Source organism: Robertmurraya sp. FSL R5-0851, assembly GCF_038002965.1.
In the GTDB taxonomy this organism is placed as follows: domain Bacteria; phylum Bacillota; class Bacilli; order Bacillales; family Cytobacillaceae; genus Robertmurraya_A; species Robertmurraya_A beringensis.
Window position 1 is genome coordinate 2,144,623 of sequence record NZ_JBBOOE010000001.1, and the last position, 16,486, is coordinate 2,161,108.

Below are 16,486 nucleotides of genomic sequence, written 5' to 3' on the forward strand. Positions count from 1 at the left end.
CATAGCTTAATGAGGGTTCTTCTTTTGTTCCAAAAGTTTCGCTTGGTTCTTGGCACGATACATTCTCTCATCCGCATTTTTTATGAGTGTCTCTGCTGTATCTCCATCTTCAAGAAAAAATGAGACTCCAACACTTGCAGTAATGTAAAGTGTATTGCCTGCAATCATAATTGGTTCGGCGATTATTTCTTTTATTCTTGTCATTAAGGCTGTTGCATCAGCCTTGTTTTCTAAATGCGATTGAAGGACCGTGAACTCATCACCACCCCATCGAGCCACGAAATCGTTGTCTGCAACTACGTTTTTTAATCTGTTTGCCACTTCCAAAAGAAGAAGATCTCCTATGTCATGTCCAAAAGTATCGTTCACATATTTAAACCCATTCAAGTCTAATAACATTAAACTGTGAAGTTCATCTTTAGACTCTTCTAATTTTTCCGTTACATATTTCTTAAAAAAACGTCGGTTCGGCAAATTCGTTAAGCTGTCGTGGTAAGCTAGGTGTGCGATTGTCTCTTCTGCTTTTTTACGATCGTTAACGTCACGTCCCACACAAATCGTTTGAATGATGTTTCCAGTTTCATCACGGATATACTCAGCCGTAGTTTCATACCAGCGGTATTCCCCAGACTTATTCCGAACACGACCGGTAAATCGCACCGTGTTTTGATCGATAAACAACGAGTTGCGATGCTCTACAAATTTTTTATTCGTATCCGGGTCGTTGAAAAATGCAGCTGGTTTCCCAATCACCTCTTCTGGTGTATAGCCCAGCAATGCCTCTACAGTTGGTGAGATATAAGTGAATACACCATCGGCTGAAATTGAAGAGATGATGTTTTGGGACTTTTCTGAAATTAACGTGAACATTTCCTGAATATCGAATAAATCCTTGGTTTGTTCGACTTGTTGAGAGATATCTTCAAATCTGATGAAACTTCCGAATTCTAGCCCATCACTAACAAGGGGAATACTCGTTAATCTAACATAAACCAAGTAGCCTTTCTTATGATTAATAGCCAGTTTAGAACTGCTTTTGATATTTGTAACACTATTACTTATGTTCGCTCTTCGTGAATTTAGTAGATGATTCAACGATGTTTGTAATATCTCATCATGTGTGTAGCCTAACATCGTGATATTCGATTCATTTACGTATAAAAACTTACCGTCCCCATCTAAAATACATATACCGTCTGGATGATTGTCAAAAAGACACTTTAATGCATCAGGTTGTTCAAGTATATTTTTTTGTAACACTAGTAGTATCCACCTTTTAAATCTTTGAGTTTCTATCATTTCATATTTTAGTTGAACAGATTAAGATTTTTTATCCACTCATTATATTTCTTTTTTATTGGAAAAACAAACGGAAATATCAAGAAAGATTCGTTAATTGAGAAATCTAAGTGGTAGTGGAATATCTTGGGATATAAAATAAAAGAGGAGGAGAATATATATAGACTATTAGGTTACCAGTATTACTACCCTCCTTATCCTTACGGGTATGGAGGATACTAATAGAATAGCCTTTTTCAGACAAAGGCCTTTACACTTCATCAGGTGTATAAGTAGAGTGTGCATGTCTCACAAAATATAAGGTTGTCATCAAGGCTCCCCCTCTATCCAATTATACAAAAATGTAAAAATATACTAAAATAAGTATATCGTAGATTTAAGGGGATGGCATTTAATGGAGTAATTTTTATCTACAAATAAAAAGTCCACTTAGCTAGCTATAGCTAAATGGACTAAAGTGAATCTTAATTTCTCGGAAAACCGAATTCATACTGTTTCGGTAATGCTACTTCTTTCTTTAATACCGTTGCTGCTTCAATGGCCCAGTAAGGATTTCTTAGCATTCCTCTTCCCACCGCAACAAGGTCGGCGTCTTCATTTCCAATTACGGAGTTAGCAAGTGCTGGTTCTTCTAAGCGGCCCACGGCAATCACAGGGACATTCAGTTCTTCTTTGATGGCTCTAGCTAATGGTACTTGATACGCAACATGTGTGCCAGGTTTGCCGGCAGCAGCAATGGGTCCTTCTCCACCCGCACTTACGTGGAACATATCTACGCCCGCTTGCTGGAATACTCTTGAGAACTCGATGCTTTCGTTAATACCATATCCACCTTCCACATACTCCCTAGCAGAGATTCGCATGATTAGCGGCATATCTTCAGGCATTTCGCTTTTTGCAGCTTCTATGACTTCACGGCCAAATTTGGTGAGCTCTTGACCATATTCATCGGTTCTTTTATTCGTGAATGGAGAGGTGAATTGATGGATCAAATATCCATGTGCCCCGTGAATTTCAATCACGTCAACCCCCGCCTGTAAAGCACGGCGAACGGCTAGACGGAACTTTTCAACCATTTCTTTTACTTCCACGGTGGAAAGTTCTCTTGGTGTTTTTGAATTCCCATCAAACGGAATTGCAGATGGTGCAACGGGTTCAGCTGCATCCTGCGCTTTACGTCCAGCATGCGCAATTTGAATGCCTACCTTTGCACCGTACTGATGACAAGCTTCCACAATGCGAGCAAGTGCAGGGATTTGTTCGTCGGACCATAACCCTAAATCGTAATCACTAATGCGGCCGTCTGGCTCTACGTCTGTCATTTCAATAATGATTAGGCTGGCACCACCAATGGCGCGGCTTACATAATGCACATAGTGCCAATCGGTAGCAATACCATCCTTATTCGTAACGGAATATTGGCACATAGGTGGCATAACAACACGGTTTTTTAATGATAGTCCTTTGATTTCATAAGGGGTGAATAAATGATTCATCGGTAAACTCCTTTTTGGTGCAGGGCACGTTTTTTATTAAAGATGTTTAGATAGTACATCTACTAGATTTTCCTTAGGCTGGAATCCTATAACCTTTTCGACCACTTCCCCGTCTTTAAATACAAGCAGGGTTGGAATACTCATGACTCCAAATTCAGCTGTTGTGACTTGGTTATCGTCTACATTTAGTTTAGCAATTTTTACTTTCTTCTAAAACAGGCGCAATCATTTTACATGGTCCACACCAAGGTGCCCAAAAGTCAACAAGGACTAACCCGTTGCTTATTTCATTTTAAACGTATCATCATTAATCTTCACAATGCTCATGTTTATCCCTCTTTCTTTAGATGTTCTGTCTTTTTTCTATGCGATTGATCGCTGATTTATTAATCATTTGTGCTTCAAGTATGGTTGGCTTCGTTAACAAGGAGGTAAGTTCCATAAACCATTCTTTGTCCTTGATTAAAAGGGCAATATCAATTAGTGCAAGGATTGAATCCTTGGAATAGGTTGCGGATGTTTCTAAGCGTCTCATTTTAATAGGATTCGCTGAGATCACCTTTCCCTCCATCTCTTCATTATCGCTCTTGATGACTCTGACTTTCATGTTCTGTGAGAATGGTTCATCGCTATGAATATAACCATGAAACAACTCCCCATAGTTTGTTTTCCCTCTTACCAATCTCCCACTTGGAAAGGTTTCATCACGTTGCACCACCTTAACTGTAATGTTTTATTTTACATTTTAACTAGCGATTAATGCTGGTGAAATCCTGTGGATGGATTCGTAATCATAAATTCTTCCTTTGGTAGAAAGAAATATTGAATCCATACGCCATCTAAAAAGCTTTCACGACGATCTAACAAAATCTCAATATCTTTATCTGTTTTTACAATTTCATCATGCTCGGTTGGAGTGTCCAGCTTAAGATCAAAGTGAGCGTGATTCACATGGTTTTCTGTCACGAATACACGAACCATTTTTCCTTGTGCCTCTTCACCTTCCAACATTCTCTTTAATACCTTTGCTGCATTACGATTGATTTTTACTTTCATGGGTCGGTCTCCTTCTTTATCTGTAATGATTTTTATTACATTTATTCGAAAAAGAAACGTGCTAATAGGTTTCTTTTTGTTTCACCAATTCAACGACTTCTTTTATCGTGTATTCTTTCAAATATTCACCCAAATGTGCTTCCGCCCCCATAAAGATGGAGAACAGAACACTCTTCATATTCGCTCCAACAATGCACTGACCGTTAGACTCTGTACATTTTGGCTGGAGAGCACCTTCAGAAGTGATTTGATAAATATTCCAAAGATTGACCTGATCCAAGTCCAAGGCAAAAATAAATCCGCCACCTGTACCTTCTTTGGATATGATAAAACCATTCTTCTTTAACAAGCTAAGCACTTTACGAATTCGAACGGGATGTACTCCTGCACTCTCCGCGATATATTCACTGGTTGACATTCGGTCCGGCTGCAACGCCAGAAGAGTTAAACTGTGAATCGCAAGGGTGAAATCACTATTCATGGGTTGCCTCCTACGAATTTTTTTAAATCTTACTGTAATAATAATCGTTACAGTAAAACATGTCAAGTGCAAAAGCCTATTTCCACAAAATATTTAATGCCTATCTACTTTTTAACTCCTCAAAATACCTCCCTGATACAAGATAATAACCAATTAGAAAAATGAAGAAATGGATAGGAAATGAATACAGATGGTTCCAGTTTTTACCATATTATTGATTTATATTTTCCAAAGGTATTGGTAATTATCCTATAGTCAACTGATTCTAGAGCAGCTTGTTAAATGCCTTTCCACTATCTCCATTTCGTTTTTGGAATTTGTTATAAGATTCCATTTTAATTCATTTATTTTTTTGTAAAATTAGTCTATAATAAGGTTAGATATTCCAAATAATAAAAATAAGCGCAGTGCTCGGAACACTACGCTTACCTTGACAACGCATAATCGCAGAATGATGCGATTGGCATGAACATTAGTGTTTACTAAGTAGAGCCCACCTGTCCGCCAAGATCAGGGTGGGTTTTACTTTTTTATTTTATCAATCAAAAGTACGATTAGAGTTACCAGCGCGATCATAAACATTGCGGTATTCAAATCTACGATACTTATCACCTCCCATACGGAAGGCTCAATCGCCCCACCCTGCCTTATGCAATTGTCTACTCTATTATACCACATCGAAAAGGATCATTTTTCCTTTGTAGGTAAATTTTAGTTTAAAACTACATTTCTTGTTGTACTTCTTCCAATAAATGCAATAACATAAAATAGTTGGTAGTATAGATAGACGATCTTAATTAGGAGGGTACAGACTCATGTTTAATAAAAAACAATATTCTACCAAAGAGGCGAAAAATCTGTCTCTGCTATACTTTCTTACCGGAGGATTTTTACTTGTTGGAAATGGAATGGTCTTTCTGTTTAAGGGTGGGAGTGTAGCCCTCTACCTTTCTTCTCTAACCGGGGTATTGTTTGCTTTAACAGGAAACATTCACAGAGTAAGAGCAAAAAGAGAATCCTTTCATAAATAAAGATTGAAACTCTCACATTAAATGAAAAAAGCCTAAATCAGCATACGATTTAGGCTAGCTTATCTGTTACTTATGAGCAATGGCTTCCATTTTCCGATTGCTTTTCATCAAAGCATTCACGGCACTAAATAATGCACGGATGGATGAAGTCATAATATCTGTATCAATTCCACAGCCCCAATGGACGGTGCCGTTTTGATCTTTTATCCCAATATAAGAGACAGCATTTGATTTAGAACCCATTTCCTGTGCGTGCTGTTTGTACTCTAGATCAGCAAACTCTATACCGAACTTGGTTTGTAGTGCATTGCTCACTGCATCCAATCGGCCATTACCTACACCTGGAATCTCCAATTGACTTCCTTCGTATTTTACCGAAACAATCGTATCATAGTTTTCATTTTTAGCCGATTTCGACTGGATGAACTGAATTGGATCAGCAATATTCACATAGCCATTGATAAAGATGTCGTAAATTTCACTAGGCATAAGCTCTTTGTTTTCATGATCAGACACATTTTTGACGGCATACCCAAAGTGTTCACGCATTTTTGGTGGGAGATCAAAACCGTATTGCTGTTCAAGAAGATAACCAATACCACCTTTACCCGATTGGCTATTAATTCGAATAATATCGCCCTCGTATTCTCTACCAATGTCCTTTGGATCGATCACTAAGTAAGGAACATTCCACGCAACATTTTCTTTTTCCTCACGCCATTTGAAGCCCTTTGTGATGGCATCTTGATGGGAACCAGAGAACGCTGTAAATACTAGTTTCCCAGCGTATGGATGTCTTTCATGAACCTTCATCTTAGTTAAACGCTCGTACGTTTCCATGGTTTCGATGACATTTTCGAAGTGTAGCTTTGGATCCACCCCGTGAGAGTATAGATTCAGAGCTAGTGTCACGATATCGACATTCCCTGTTCGTTCACCGTTTCCGAACAATGTTCCTTCAATTCGTTGTCCTCCCGCTAACACGGCTAATTCGGCATCAGCAATTCCGCTGCCACGGTCGTTATGCGGGTGAATCGATAGAATGACGTTGTCTCGGTAGCTTAAGTGATCACTTATATACTCAATCTGACTCGCATACACATGTGGCATCGAGTGAGAGACTGTTGCTGGTAGATTGATAATTACCTGGTTTTCAGCTGTTGGCTGCCAGACATCAAGGACTCGATTACATATATCTAGCGCGAACTCCATTTCCGTTCCAGTAAAGCTCTCAGGCGAATATTGGAAAACAAACTCCCCTTCTGTTTCCGCCGCATACTTCTGAAGTAGCTTCGCACCTGTTACGGCAATATCTACGATTTCTTCTTTTGATTTTCTAAACACCTGTTCCCTTTGAGCAACAGACGTTGAATTATATAAGTGGACAACAGCTTTTTTTACTCCTTGAAGCGATTCGAACGTTTTCTTGATGATATGATCTCTGGATTGTGTTAACACTTGGATCGTCACATCGTCTGGGATTAAGTTTTGTTCAATCAATGTACGTAAAAATGTATATTCCGTTTCAGAAGCAGCCGGGAAGCCAACTTCAATTTCTTTGAACCCAATTTTTACGAGCAATTGGAAGTACTCTAGCTTTTCTTCAAGTGTTAACGGAACAACCAACGCTTGGTTTCCATCCCTTAAATCCACACTACACCATAAAGGTGCTTCGGTAATGTATTCCTTCTCCATCCACTTCATGCTTTTGACAGGAGGCATAAAATAACTTCTAGAGTACTTCTCAAATTTTTCCATTGTCACAACGACCTTTCATCAGAAAATATAAAAAGCCCATCATCTCATAAGAGACGACAGGCTTTGCCTACGTGGTACCACTCTTCTTGGTTTGTTTATCATGCAACAAACCCACTTTATGACTTGATTACGGTTGTCATCCGTTAAGGCCTACTACCACTTCAGCCTTACCACTTCTGGGCGAGTTGGGGGATTTATTGACTGTCTTTCACCAACCGACAGCTCTCTAAACAATAAATGAACCTTAATATTCCCATTCACTGTGTTTCAACTTTTTAAATTTTCTTAATTCTATTATGAGACAGGAGATAAGTCAACCAATTTTCCGAAAAATTTCATTTGTGCAAAAAAAGATTATTAATAAAGCCATTAGTCTCTTATAAACCATACTTTTGAAATTAGGTTGTTATTCACCTCGTAAATGGCCATTAAGCTTACCGTCTCACCTGTTAAGCCATTGGTGGCAAACTCCCAATCAATTACTTTGTTTCCGACGATCGACCGATTTTTGATTTCTGCGTGCATGTTCTTTTTGAAGGTTTCTGTATACCGTTCGATCAGGGCTTCCTTACCGCTCAGTGTGACCGTGTTGTCTGGAAAAGTATAGACAATGATATCATCAGCGTATGTACTTGCAAAGCCATCAATGTCTCCGGCGTTGTACAATTGTATTTGTTGTTGAACGATGTTTTCTATGGACAATGAGTTCACCTCTTTTATAATTAAAAACTTATTTTAACATAGTATTACTTATCACTTATTTTACCATCCCCCGAGCATCTACCTTCCAAACATCTATCACTCGACCATTCTCGTGTACCACATATTCATCAAACTGGTTAACCACTGTACATGCATGGTTTGGAATGATTTGCACTTTATCATTTAGCTTTAATGTCGTTTCCTGTGATAAAACTCCTATTCCATGTTCTTCCGACAAGCGTTCGATGACGATTTCCGGATGTCCGATTACATGTCCAAAGCCAGTAACGGTCTGATTCCCATGTGCTCCTTTGTCTAAACAAAGTGTTTTGCTTCCTGTATCAAAAATAACTCTGTCCTTGTAGACTCCCACAACTGAAGCAAGAAGTGTAAGTGCACAACGGTCAATCGATGTCACATCCAACCCAGCCTGAATAGCATCGAAAAATACTGCATTTCCTGGTCGGATTTCGGTCACCCCTGCTACTTTTCCAGCCCTTTTATAGGTTGGTGTTGAACCAACACTGCGAACAGGAATTCGGATCCCCTCTTTTTCGCACTCTTTGGCACTTTCCACCACGCTTAGTCCTTCGTAATGTCCAATCCTTTCAATCTCATCTATTGTTTTTGCAGCATAGGAATGCCCTGCATGTGTAAAAATACCGCCAAGCTTTAACTTGGAATGAGTCATGATCTCCTTCGCTAAGATGACCGCTTCCTTCCCTGGTTCCACTCCGCAGCGGTTTAGTCCAGAATTTACTTTAATCCATACCTCAAGTGTAAAGGGAGTATGTTCTAACTCTCTTTGCAAATAGGATAAAGCTTCTATGTGATCAACAGCAATCTTTATATGTACTCCTTGATCAAGAAGTTTCACTAATCGTTTAATTTTATCAGGACTAGAAATAGGATAAGCGATTAAGATATCTTTGATTCCACCAGCAGCCATCACTTCAGCTTCACCAATTTTTGCCGTTGTAATCCCAACGGCACCTGCTTCCATCTGTAGCTGGACAATTTTTATCGACTTATGTGTTTTAATATGTGGACGGTAAGCGATTCGTTGTTCTTTTGCAAAGGTTGATATTTCGTTTATATTTGTTAATAGCTTTTGATAGTCAAGAAGCAATGAAGGTGTGTCTAACTTGTACATAAATGCTCTCCTTTATGTCGTATTTACCTTCATTATACAAAAAGAAACTCCTCTTGAATGGATGCAAGAAGAGTTCAATAGATTATTTTTTATCCTTATCTCCATATAGTTCCTCAGAAAACTCCGTTGCAAAATTCGATTGCAGCGTACCTCTTACTCTCTCGTCGCTACCTTGTAGACCACCTCTTCGACTCATGGCGAAAAACGTTAAGGAGAAGAACACCACCATGCTTATACCAGTCACTAAGCCCGCGGTTTGCCCAGGAATTAACGGCATACTGAGTAGCACAATGATTAAGCTAATCAACGCAATCCACGATGTATAAGGAAATCCAGGCATCTGACAAATACCTCCTGGAGGACAGCCATTTCTTTTCCGATATCGAATATGCCTGGCCATGATTACGGCATAAGTGAAGATTAAAGCAAATCCACCTGATGTGATTAATACCAGGTACGCTCTTGGAAACATAAGTCCGAATAATAAGCCGCCGAGCATCGCAAAGCCAGAAAATAATATTCCCCGATAAGGAACGTCTGTATTGTCTTTTAATCTTTGTGGTGCATGACCTTCAATCACCAAGGACCGAATCATTCTACCTAATCCAAATACAGCTGACAGCATGGCTGAGAGGATAGCTGAAATTAACACTAGGTTCAATGCGGTCCCAGCCCAATCAATTCCCCATCGAGTGAGTGATGCGACCATTGGACTGACATTTTCACTTAAAACCGCTGTCGGGATAAGTGGCAGTAACACAAGCACGTATAACAGATATAGCCCAACCAAACACAGCACGGTATTACGAATCGCTTTCGGAATGGTGTCGGTGGGATTGTCGGCCTCAGTTGCAGCGAGGGCAATAATCTCAAATCCAGCGTATGTAAAAATGACGAGTAACATACTTCCTGCAATACCGCTGATACCTCCTGGCATGAAGGGCTGTCTCGTGACTTCGCCTAACCCAATCGCAGAAGCACCAGGGAACACTCCGAAAATTAACCCTAATGCGGTAAGGATAAAGAAGATAATCGCAAACACCTTAATTGCGGATAACCCACTGGTAAGCTTCCCAATCTTGTCTACTCCTAATAAATTGATCAGGGTAATTCCTACTATGATTGATCCACCAAGCCAAGCGATTGACACGTTTGGATACCAATTGCTAATAAGCATGGAAATCGCTGTCGCTTCACTGGACATCGAGAGTATCGTACCCGTCCAGTATAGCCAGCCAACGACAAAGCCTGTCCCCTGACCAAGTTCTCGGGCTGCAAAGGTACTAAATGATCCAATCGTTGGACTTCCTACCGTCATCTCTGACAACGCATAAAGGATAAAATAAACAAGTGCTCCCCCTAATATAAACGATATCAAAATCGCAGGTCCTGCAGCATTAATGGCAACCGAGGATCCGAGGAAAAAGGAACCCCCAATGACACTTCCTAGCGCCATCATCGTCAGCTGCCAAGCAGACAACCCTCTTCGTTCTTTCTTCATTCACTTTTCACCCATTTTCTTCATGATGTACCGTTATTATTTGCGCAAATGGGGAAAGGATACTTTTTTCAAAAAGTTGTTAAATATAAAATAAAAACCACCCGTGATAATGGGTGGTTTTCTCTGCGGCTGAAAGCCTTTGTTACTGACCAAACCCTAAAGGGCTACTGAAGGGTTCGCCAAGTGTACTACTTCTACTGGCCAGACCTCAAAGGCCTTCTTCCCTTTTAACCTCGTTTCTTTTTCCTTACTTCTTCACCCGTGAATGGATCAATGTATTCCATCATTGTTAATTGTTCTGCGACTATATCATCTTGTATTTGATTACGTATATATTCTTCAATTACCTTTTTATTTCTTCCAACTGTATTTACATAATATCTTGTGCACCAAAATTTACGATTACCGTACTTGTATTTCAGGTTTGCATGTCGGTCAAATATCATTAAACTACTCTTTCCCTTTAAATAACCTACAAATGCAGATACACTTAGTTTTGGTGGGATGCTCACTAACATATGTACATGATCCTTACATGCTGTAGCTTCAATAATCTCTACACCTTTTCTTTCACATAATGTGCGTAGTATTTCTCCAATATCCTTTTTGATTTTCCCATAGATAATCTGTCTTCTATACTTTGGTGCAAAGACGATGTGATACTTACAATTCCAGGTAGTGTGTGCTAAACTATTATTGTCTTTAGACATGGGACTTCCTCCGTGCTGGTATTTTGGTTGGCGAACCAAAAATATTTTAGCACCATGGGGAAGTTTTTTTAATACCACGCTGAAAGCTTTTTGGAACCCCGGGCCTAGCCCGGGGTTTTCGTTTCCATAACAAAAAGCTGACCTCACCTTCAGTCAGCTTTCTCCGATTTTTGCATTTCCAGTTCGTCTCTCATTCGCTCCTCTTCTTCATACACACTGATTCGAGCGATTTGTTCGATGAGTTGGTGATGAACTTGATCCATGTCTTCTTGGCACTGAAACGCGTCTTTTTTAGTCAAGTTGGTTACACTCCTCTTATGACATACGTTACGAATATTATCTAATGAATCGTATGATTTTATTCCCTAAGGAGAAAGACCAATAATGATGAAAGTTAAATGAATCTACTTTGGTAGGCACTAATTCATTCTATACAAAAGAGCGAATAATCATAAACAGACTAAGGGCTAGTCCAATGATCATAAGAAAGGAAAAAACAGCTAACTCTTTTATTTCTCTCTTTCTTACTAACTTTGCCGCTTCAACTACAAAAAATGAAATAAAAATGAGGACAATCATAAGAATCTTCAGCATATTCCATTCCTTTATATTATTTGGTTAATCCGATTCTTCTTATAAGAGCTTTTGAATGAATGGATACTTCTAACTCTTGAAATTTCTGATCCCAATTGTTTTTATAATTTGCATTCCATTCTTTTGGATATTTTTGATAAACTAGATGTCCAAAGCCAAAAATATCTGAGTTATACTCTTCTTGCCCTTTATCAACAACCATTTGAACTCTATTCTTTATTTGATTATTAATTTCTTTTTGTACATCTTCAATTATCTTTGTATCAAAAAGCTCCAGCTGTGAGTCATTTTCTATGACTGTCAATTCTGTAATGATATTCACGTCCATCTTTAGGTCTTGGTTCGTAATGACGGGGACAACTTTCACTTCTGCTCTATCAATTTCCATACTAATATTCCCACCACCTTTGTCCTCCGGGATGTTAGTCGTAATGACTCCTTTTTCCATTTCATTCCGTAACCATAAAAGCCCCCGTGTTTCTTCTGCACTCATCCAACCAATTAACTTGTCTTTTTTAAAAACAGCGATTCCATCTACAGCCAGTGTATTCTCTGAATTATTTTTTGTATTTACTTCTAATGGCTTTAAGGTAATTTTTGGAGCAAAGGGCTCTATACCATCTGTAAGAAGCATATTCAGAAAATCTCTAATATAAATCTTTAGGCTGACATCTAGTTTAGCCAGTTCTTTCATTTCTTCTGCCGAAATACTTTCAAATTTCGGGATACTTTTGATAAGGTTAAATGCCTCTCCTTTTGTAACCATAATAAAACTGTTGATCCGAGGTTCGGCATACCTTGTTTGAAAATCAATCACATGAGAGACACTTTTTTTGGCTAATTCCTCTCCAATAATGACAATCCGGCTTTGGGAAAAGAATATGGTCCTCGCAAGCTTCCCTTGGATGTTACGGAAAGCTTCCGCAATGGTTGAACCCGTCTCTGAAATGACAAAAGTACTTTTCTCACTTGATGCTCCTGTTGGTCCAGATGATCCTAATTTTGAGGGAATGGCAACTTGAAGTGATAAGTGGATTTGATCACTTTCGGTAAGATCAAATCCAATGGCTGTAACGATAGCAATATCGTTAATTTCTATACGATTCCAGCATCCTGTAAGTAAAATAAGAGTCATCATACCTATCGAGAACATTCTAGTTACTTTCATCATTACCATCAATCCTTACAAAACTAATATTTACGATTTCTGGAAGCTAACCGCTCTACATTTCTTTTTCCCGTTTGTTGAGGTCGCAACTCCATTTTCCACCAAGGAGCTCGAATAATTAGGTCTTTAAAATTGTTAAATTTTGTTGGTGCTACAGGTGCCATATAGGGAACACCAAAAGATCGAAGTTGTACAAGGTGAACCAATATAAACAGTACTCCTAAAAGAATGCCATAAAATCCAAGCATGGCAGCAAAAAAAATCATAAAAAAGCGAAGGAGTCGAATCGCTCCTGTTAAGGCATAATTAGGAAACATAAAGGAGGCAATCCCTGTTGTGGCAACCACAATAACTAATGGTGCGGAAACAATTCCAGCTTCCACGGCAGCCTGACCAATCACCAATGCACCCACAATACTAACGGTTGAGCCAATGGGTTTTGGTAATCGTAAACCCGCTTCACGCAGCGCTTCAAACGTAATCTCCATTAATAGTGCTTCAACAACGGCTGGAAAGGGTACCTTTTCCCTTGATGAAGCAACACTAAATAAAAGATTTGTCGGCAATAATTCTTGATGGAATGTGGTCACCGCGATATAAATGGAGGGAAACAATAAGGCAATAAATAAAAATAAATACCTTATAAATCTTATGAACGAAGTTATAATAAACCTTCCATAATAATCTTCAGGTGAATTCATCATTTCAAAAAAGGAAACAGGTACAATAAGAGCAAAAGGGCTGTTGGCCACGAGAATTCCGATTTTTCCTTCTAGAAGATTTCCCACCACTCGATCTGGTCGTTCCGTCTGCAAAACCTGTGGAAAAACAGAAAATGGTTCGTCCTCAATAAACTCAACAATGTAGCCGCTGTCTTCAATGGAATCAATTTCAATGCCACTTAGTCTACTCCTAACTTCCTTAACAATAGAAGGTTGAGCAATATCTTCTAGATAGGTAATGACGACTTCCGTTTGTGAGTGTGTTCCGATCTTCATGAATTCAATCTTTAGCTTGGTTGTTTTTAACCGTCTCCGAATCATACTTGCATTCGTTCGTATATTTTCCGTAAATCCTTCTCTCGGACCTAATACAACTGCTTCAGACAAAGGTTCTTCCACTGAGCGCTGCTCCCAGGACTGTTCACTAATGAAAAGCGCTTCTTTAAGGCCATGGATGAATAAGATCGTACCGCCTGACAAAATTTGGTCAATTACTTCCTGGAAGGTTCCCCCATGAGATACTTGTGCCGAACTCATAACAGATTTGATGTGGTCAATCGTTGGTTCAGTACCCTTATGTAATTCCCCATTATAGTTAATTAAAGGGTTGATTACATGGAACTCCATTCTTTCTACGTTGACTAACCCATTAAGATATACGATGATTGCAGAATATGTTGAGCATATAGTTAACTCCCGATGAGCAAAATCTACGGCACCTTCAAAAAGCTGTTGGATATGAATAAAGTCTTCCTCGAGATTGCCTGATAATTGATCTTTTTCTAATTGCACTTGAAGATTACCTTGATAACTTTGGATTTTGGAAGTGAAGTTTTTTTTCCACCTTAACTTTCCCATGAACAGCACCGCCCAATTTAAAAATGAATCTTTATCGAGATATAATTTTTCTAATAAATGCTAAACAAAGAAGCATGATTGGTATAACGATTTGTAAAAAACCAAGGAAATATGGAACATAATACTCAAATCCAAATTCTAAATGTTCTACATAACTGGATGCACTAACAAGCGATAATGGTGCAATAATCGTCCCGAGACCAAGAAAGACAGAACGATTTTGTTTTAAACGAAATAATTGAGAGGTGGCAACCGCTGCACCGAAAAAAAAAGCTCCTGCCTTAAAAAACACCCCTAAAACCATCATTAATATCACAAGCGCGTCAAAGCGTTCAAGGAAATCAGCAACAGATACCATTTGAGTAGCTGTGAGAAGTGTAAATGCATCCAAGCTGTAAATTTCCGCCCCTACTACAGATACCATCATAATGCTATTAACGATTAATAGAAGACCTCCTAGTATCAAACTAGACATACCTACTTTTCGTATATGTTGCTTATTGGTTAGAAAAGGGAAAAACATCATGATGACAATGGATTCTCCAAAAGGAAAATTAATTGCATTTGGAAATGCTTTTATTAATACAGGTTTAACACCCTCGCCTAATATAGGAGTTAGATTTTTCACATTAAAATGATCAACAGTCAATAAGAGAATCCAAATCAAAAGCAGAGAAAAAATATATATGGGAAATACGATTTCAACTAATCGGCCAAAGCTTTCAACACCCCCACGTAAGCAATAGATTAACAACAATATAAAACTTCCTATTACAATGATGATGGGTGTTTCATTTAAAATGGTAGTAATGATAAGAGCTCCTAATTCTCTACACGCTCTGGATGCAGAATAGGTAAAATGTAAAATATATAGGAAGATAATAGGATAGGAAAGGAATTTCCCAATGATTTTCGGAAGCATCTGAACAAGTGTGTCACCTGGATAATAAATAGCTAATTTAGTATAAACAGCCATCAAGATTAACCCGCCGCTCAACCCAAATCCGATAAATAACCATGCATCCTGCTTCACTTCTTGACCTAACCCTAAAATAATGGCTGTTCCAAGGATATAGCCACACATGATATAAAAAAGTTGGAGTCCACTTATTTTTTCAGTATTCATTTAAATTCTCCCTTTAACAGGATAGAGTAAAAATTGGGTGGAAAATCCACTTTTGTATAGTGTTTTCAATTAAGGACATGTTATACATACGAGTATAATTCTGTATTCTTTGAAGCCAAGAGGTTCTATATGAAAATAACCGTTATTTCTGATACACATATGCCTAAAAAAGCTAAAACACTTCCTATCCAGGTGGTTAAAGCATTACAACAAAGTGAATTAATCATTCATGCTGGAGATTGGCAAACGATCGAGTTTTTTCATGAGTTAGTACAATACGGTGAGGTAAAAGGAGTATATGGGAATGTGGACTCTGTTGAACTGCAATCACGCCTTCCCGAAAAGCAAATTATTGAAATAGTGGGTTTCCGGATAGGGGTCGTTCATGGTCATGGGAAACGCTGGACGACAGAGAGGCGTGCGCTGGAAGCATTTGCGGAATCACATGTGGATTGCATTATTTTTGGTCATTCTCACATTCCGGTTTTGAAGGAGACGAACGGCATCTTATTATTTAATCCTGGTTCCTGCACGGATAAAAGAAGACAGCCACAGCCTTCATTCGGAATCATCTCTTTGGATGAAGGACTTCATGCGGAGCATGTATTTTTTTAATACTAGAAGCCTATAGCAAAAAAAGCAGAGGTATATCCCCCTGCTTCCTTACAATTTCATATCTTTACCCGTAGGCTGATCCTTCGCTTTCGCTGACTTTTTCAACTGAAAATACACTTCCCGAATGGACGCAATCGCAATAAATAACATTCCCAGTCCGCACCAGATAAAAATAAGCCAATTAAAAAACTGAAATGCACCAAATGACATGTGTTC

18 protein-coding genes, 1 pseudogene and 1 other annotated feature are annotated in these 16,486 nt (G+C 38.7%); of the genes and pseudogenes, 2 read left to right on the forward strand and 17 right to left on the reverse strand.

The annotated features are described in order from the left end of the window. Nucleotides 1–6: 6 nt before the first annotated feature. The 6 genes and pseudogenes from MKX65_RS10890 to MKX65_RS10915 form a co-directional block, all read right to left on the reverse strand. Nucleotides 7–1,260 (reverse strand): sensor domain-containing diguanylate cyclase, encoded by a 1,254-nt coding sequence (locus MKX65_RS10890; protein WP_340903603.1) that lies wholly within the window; start codon nucleotides 1,258–1,260, stop codon nucleotides 7–9. 503 nt (nucleotides 1,261–1,763) lie between these two features. After that, the gene (locus tag MKX65_RS10895) at nucleotides 1,764–2,795 is read right to left on the reverse strand and encodes an oxidoreductase (protein WP_160546145.1); all 1,032 of its coding nucleotides are present in this window, start codon (nucleotides 2,793–2,795) and stop codon (nucleotides 1,764–1,766) included. A gap of 36 nt (nucleotides 2,796–2,831) precedes the next feature. Further along, nucleotides 2,832–3,122, reverse strand: a pseudogene (gene trxA / locus MKX65_RS10900) (thioredoxin). Nucleotides 3,123–3,138: 16 nt separating this feature from the next. Continuing rightward, nucleotides 3,139–3,510, reverse strand: coding sequence for an IDEAL domain-containing protein (locus MKX65_RS10905; RefSeq protein WP_340903605.1), 372 nt, complete (start codon nucleotides 3,508–3,510; stop codon nucleotides 3,139–3,141). A 41-nt stretch (nucleotides 3,511–3,551) separates the two neighbouring features. Further along, a complete protein-coding gene (locus tag MKX65_RS10910; protein ID WP_160546147.1) occupies nucleotides 3,552–3,851 on the reverse strand; it encodes an iron-sulfur cluster assembly accessory protein in 300 nt (99 codons plus the stop codon). Nucleotides 3,852–3,912: 61 nt separating this feature from the next. Next, nucleotides 3,913–4,332, reverse strand: a complete 420-nt coding sequence (locus MKX65_RS10915; RefSeq protein ID WP_160546148.1) for an RrF2 family transcriptional regulator — start codon at nucleotides 4,330–4,332, stop codon at nucleotides 3,913–3,915. An 815-nt stretch (nucleotides 4,333–5,147) separates the two neighbouring features. Between MKX65_RS10915 and MKX65_RS10920 the strand changes: the two genes are divergently transcribed. Then, complete coding sequence (locus MKX65_RS10920) at nucleotides 5,148–5,363, forward strand: hypothetical protein (protein ID WP_160546149.1); 216 nt, start codon at nucleotides 5,148–5,150, stop codon at nucleotides 5,361–5,363. Nucleotides 5,364–5,429: 66 nt separating this feature from the next. Here the strand turns inward: MKX65_RS10920 and MKX65_RS10925 are convergent, their stop codons facing one another. The 10 genes from MKX65_RS10925 to MKX65_RS10970 form a co-directional block, all read right to left on the reverse strand. Continuing rightward, on the reverse strand, nucleotides 5,430–7,121 hold the full coding sequence (locus MKX65_RS10925) for a 2-isopropylmalate synthase (protein WP_340903610.1): 1,692 nt from the start codon (nucleotides 7,119–7,121) through the stop codon (nucleotides 5,430–5,432). A gap of 46 nt (nucleotides 7,122–7,167) precedes the next feature. Continuing rightward, nucleotides 7,168–7,391: a binding site (T-box leader), on the reverse strand. Between the two features lie 99 nt (nucleotides 7,392–7,490). Continuing rightward, complete coding sequence (locus tag MKX65_RS10930; RefSeq protein ID WP_160546151.1) at nucleotides 7,491–7,823, reverse strand: nuclear transport factor 2 family protein; 333 nt, start codon at nucleotides 7,821–7,823, stop codon at nucleotides 7,491–7,493. Between the two features lie 55 nt (nucleotides 7,824–7,878). Further along, on the reverse strand, nucleotides 7,879–8,976 hold the full coding sequence (locus MKX65_RS10935) for an alanine racemase (RefSeq protein WP_160546152.1): 1,098 nt from the start codon (nucleotides 8,974–8,976) through the stop codon (nucleotides 7,879–7,881). An 82-nt stretch (nucleotides 8,977–9,058) separates the two neighbouring features. Further along, nucleotides 9,059–10,477 (reverse strand): amino acid permease, encoded by a 1,419-nt coding sequence (locus MKX65_RS10940; RefSeq protein WP_340903613.1) that lies wholly within the window; start codon nucleotides 10,475–10,477, stop codon nucleotides 9,059–9,061. 227 nt (nucleotides 10,478–10,704) lie between these two features. After that, nucleotides 10,705–11,187, reverse strand: coding sequence for an IS200/IS605 family transposase (gene tnpA, locus MKX65_RS10945; protein WP_340903614.1), 483 nt, complete (start codon nucleotides 11,185–11,187; stop codon nucleotides 10,705–10,707). A gap of 149 nt (nucleotides 11,188–11,336) precedes the next feature. Next, nucleotides 11,337–11,486, reverse strand: coding sequence for a hypothetical protein (locus tag MKX65_RS10950; RefSeq protein ID WP_340903615.1), 150 nt, complete (start codon nucleotides 11,484–11,486; stop codon nucleotides 11,337–11,339). Between the two features lie 130 nt (nucleotides 11,487–11,616). Then, a complete protein-coding gene (locus MKX65_RS10955) occupies nucleotides 11,617–11,781 on the reverse strand; it encodes a hypothetical protein (RefSeq protein WP_160548043.1) in 165 nt (54 codons plus the stop codon). Nucleotides 11,782–11,797: 16 nt separating this feature from the next. Next, nucleotides 11,798–12,952 carry a Ger(x)C family spore germination protein gene (locus tag MKX65_RS10960; RefSeq protein ID WP_340903618.1) on the reverse strand — a complete coding sequence of 385 codons (1,155 nt, stop codon included), beginning with the start codon at nucleotides 12,950–12,952 and terminating at the stop codon, nucleotides 11,798–11,800. Nucleotides 12,953–12,972: 20 nt separating this feature from the next. Next, entirely contained in the window at nucleotides 12,973–14,529 is a 1,557-nt protein-coding gene (locus MKX65_RS10965) for a spore germination protein (protein ID WP_340903620.1), read from the reverse strand. A gap of 31 nt (nucleotides 14,530–14,560) precedes the next feature. Continuing rightward, nucleotides 14,561–15,655, reverse strand: coding sequence for a GerAB/ArcD/ProY family transporter (locus MKX65_RS10970; protein ID WP_160548046.1), 1,095 nt, complete (start codon nucleotides 15,653–15,655; stop codon nucleotides 14,561–14,563). A gap of 129 nt (nucleotides 15,656–15,784) precedes the next feature. Between MKX65_RS10970 and MKX65_RS10975 the strand changes: the two genes are divergently transcribed. Further along, nucleotides 15,785–16,270, forward strand: coding sequence for a metallophosphoesterase family protein (locus MKX65_RS10975; protein ID WP_340903622.1), 486 nt, complete (start codon nucleotides 15,785–15,787; stop codon nucleotides 16,268–16,270). A 48-nt stretch (nucleotides 16,271–16,318) separates the two neighbouring features. Here MKX65_RS10975 and MKX65_RS10980 read toward each other — a convergent pair whose 3' ends face one another. Further along, on the reverse strand, nucleotides 16,319–16,480 hold the full coding sequence (locus tag MKX65_RS10980) for a hypothetical protein (protein ID WP_160548048.1): 162 nt from the start codon (nucleotides 16,478–16,480) through the stop codon (nucleotides 16,319–16,321). Nucleotides 16,481–16,486: the final 6 nt, after the last annotated feature.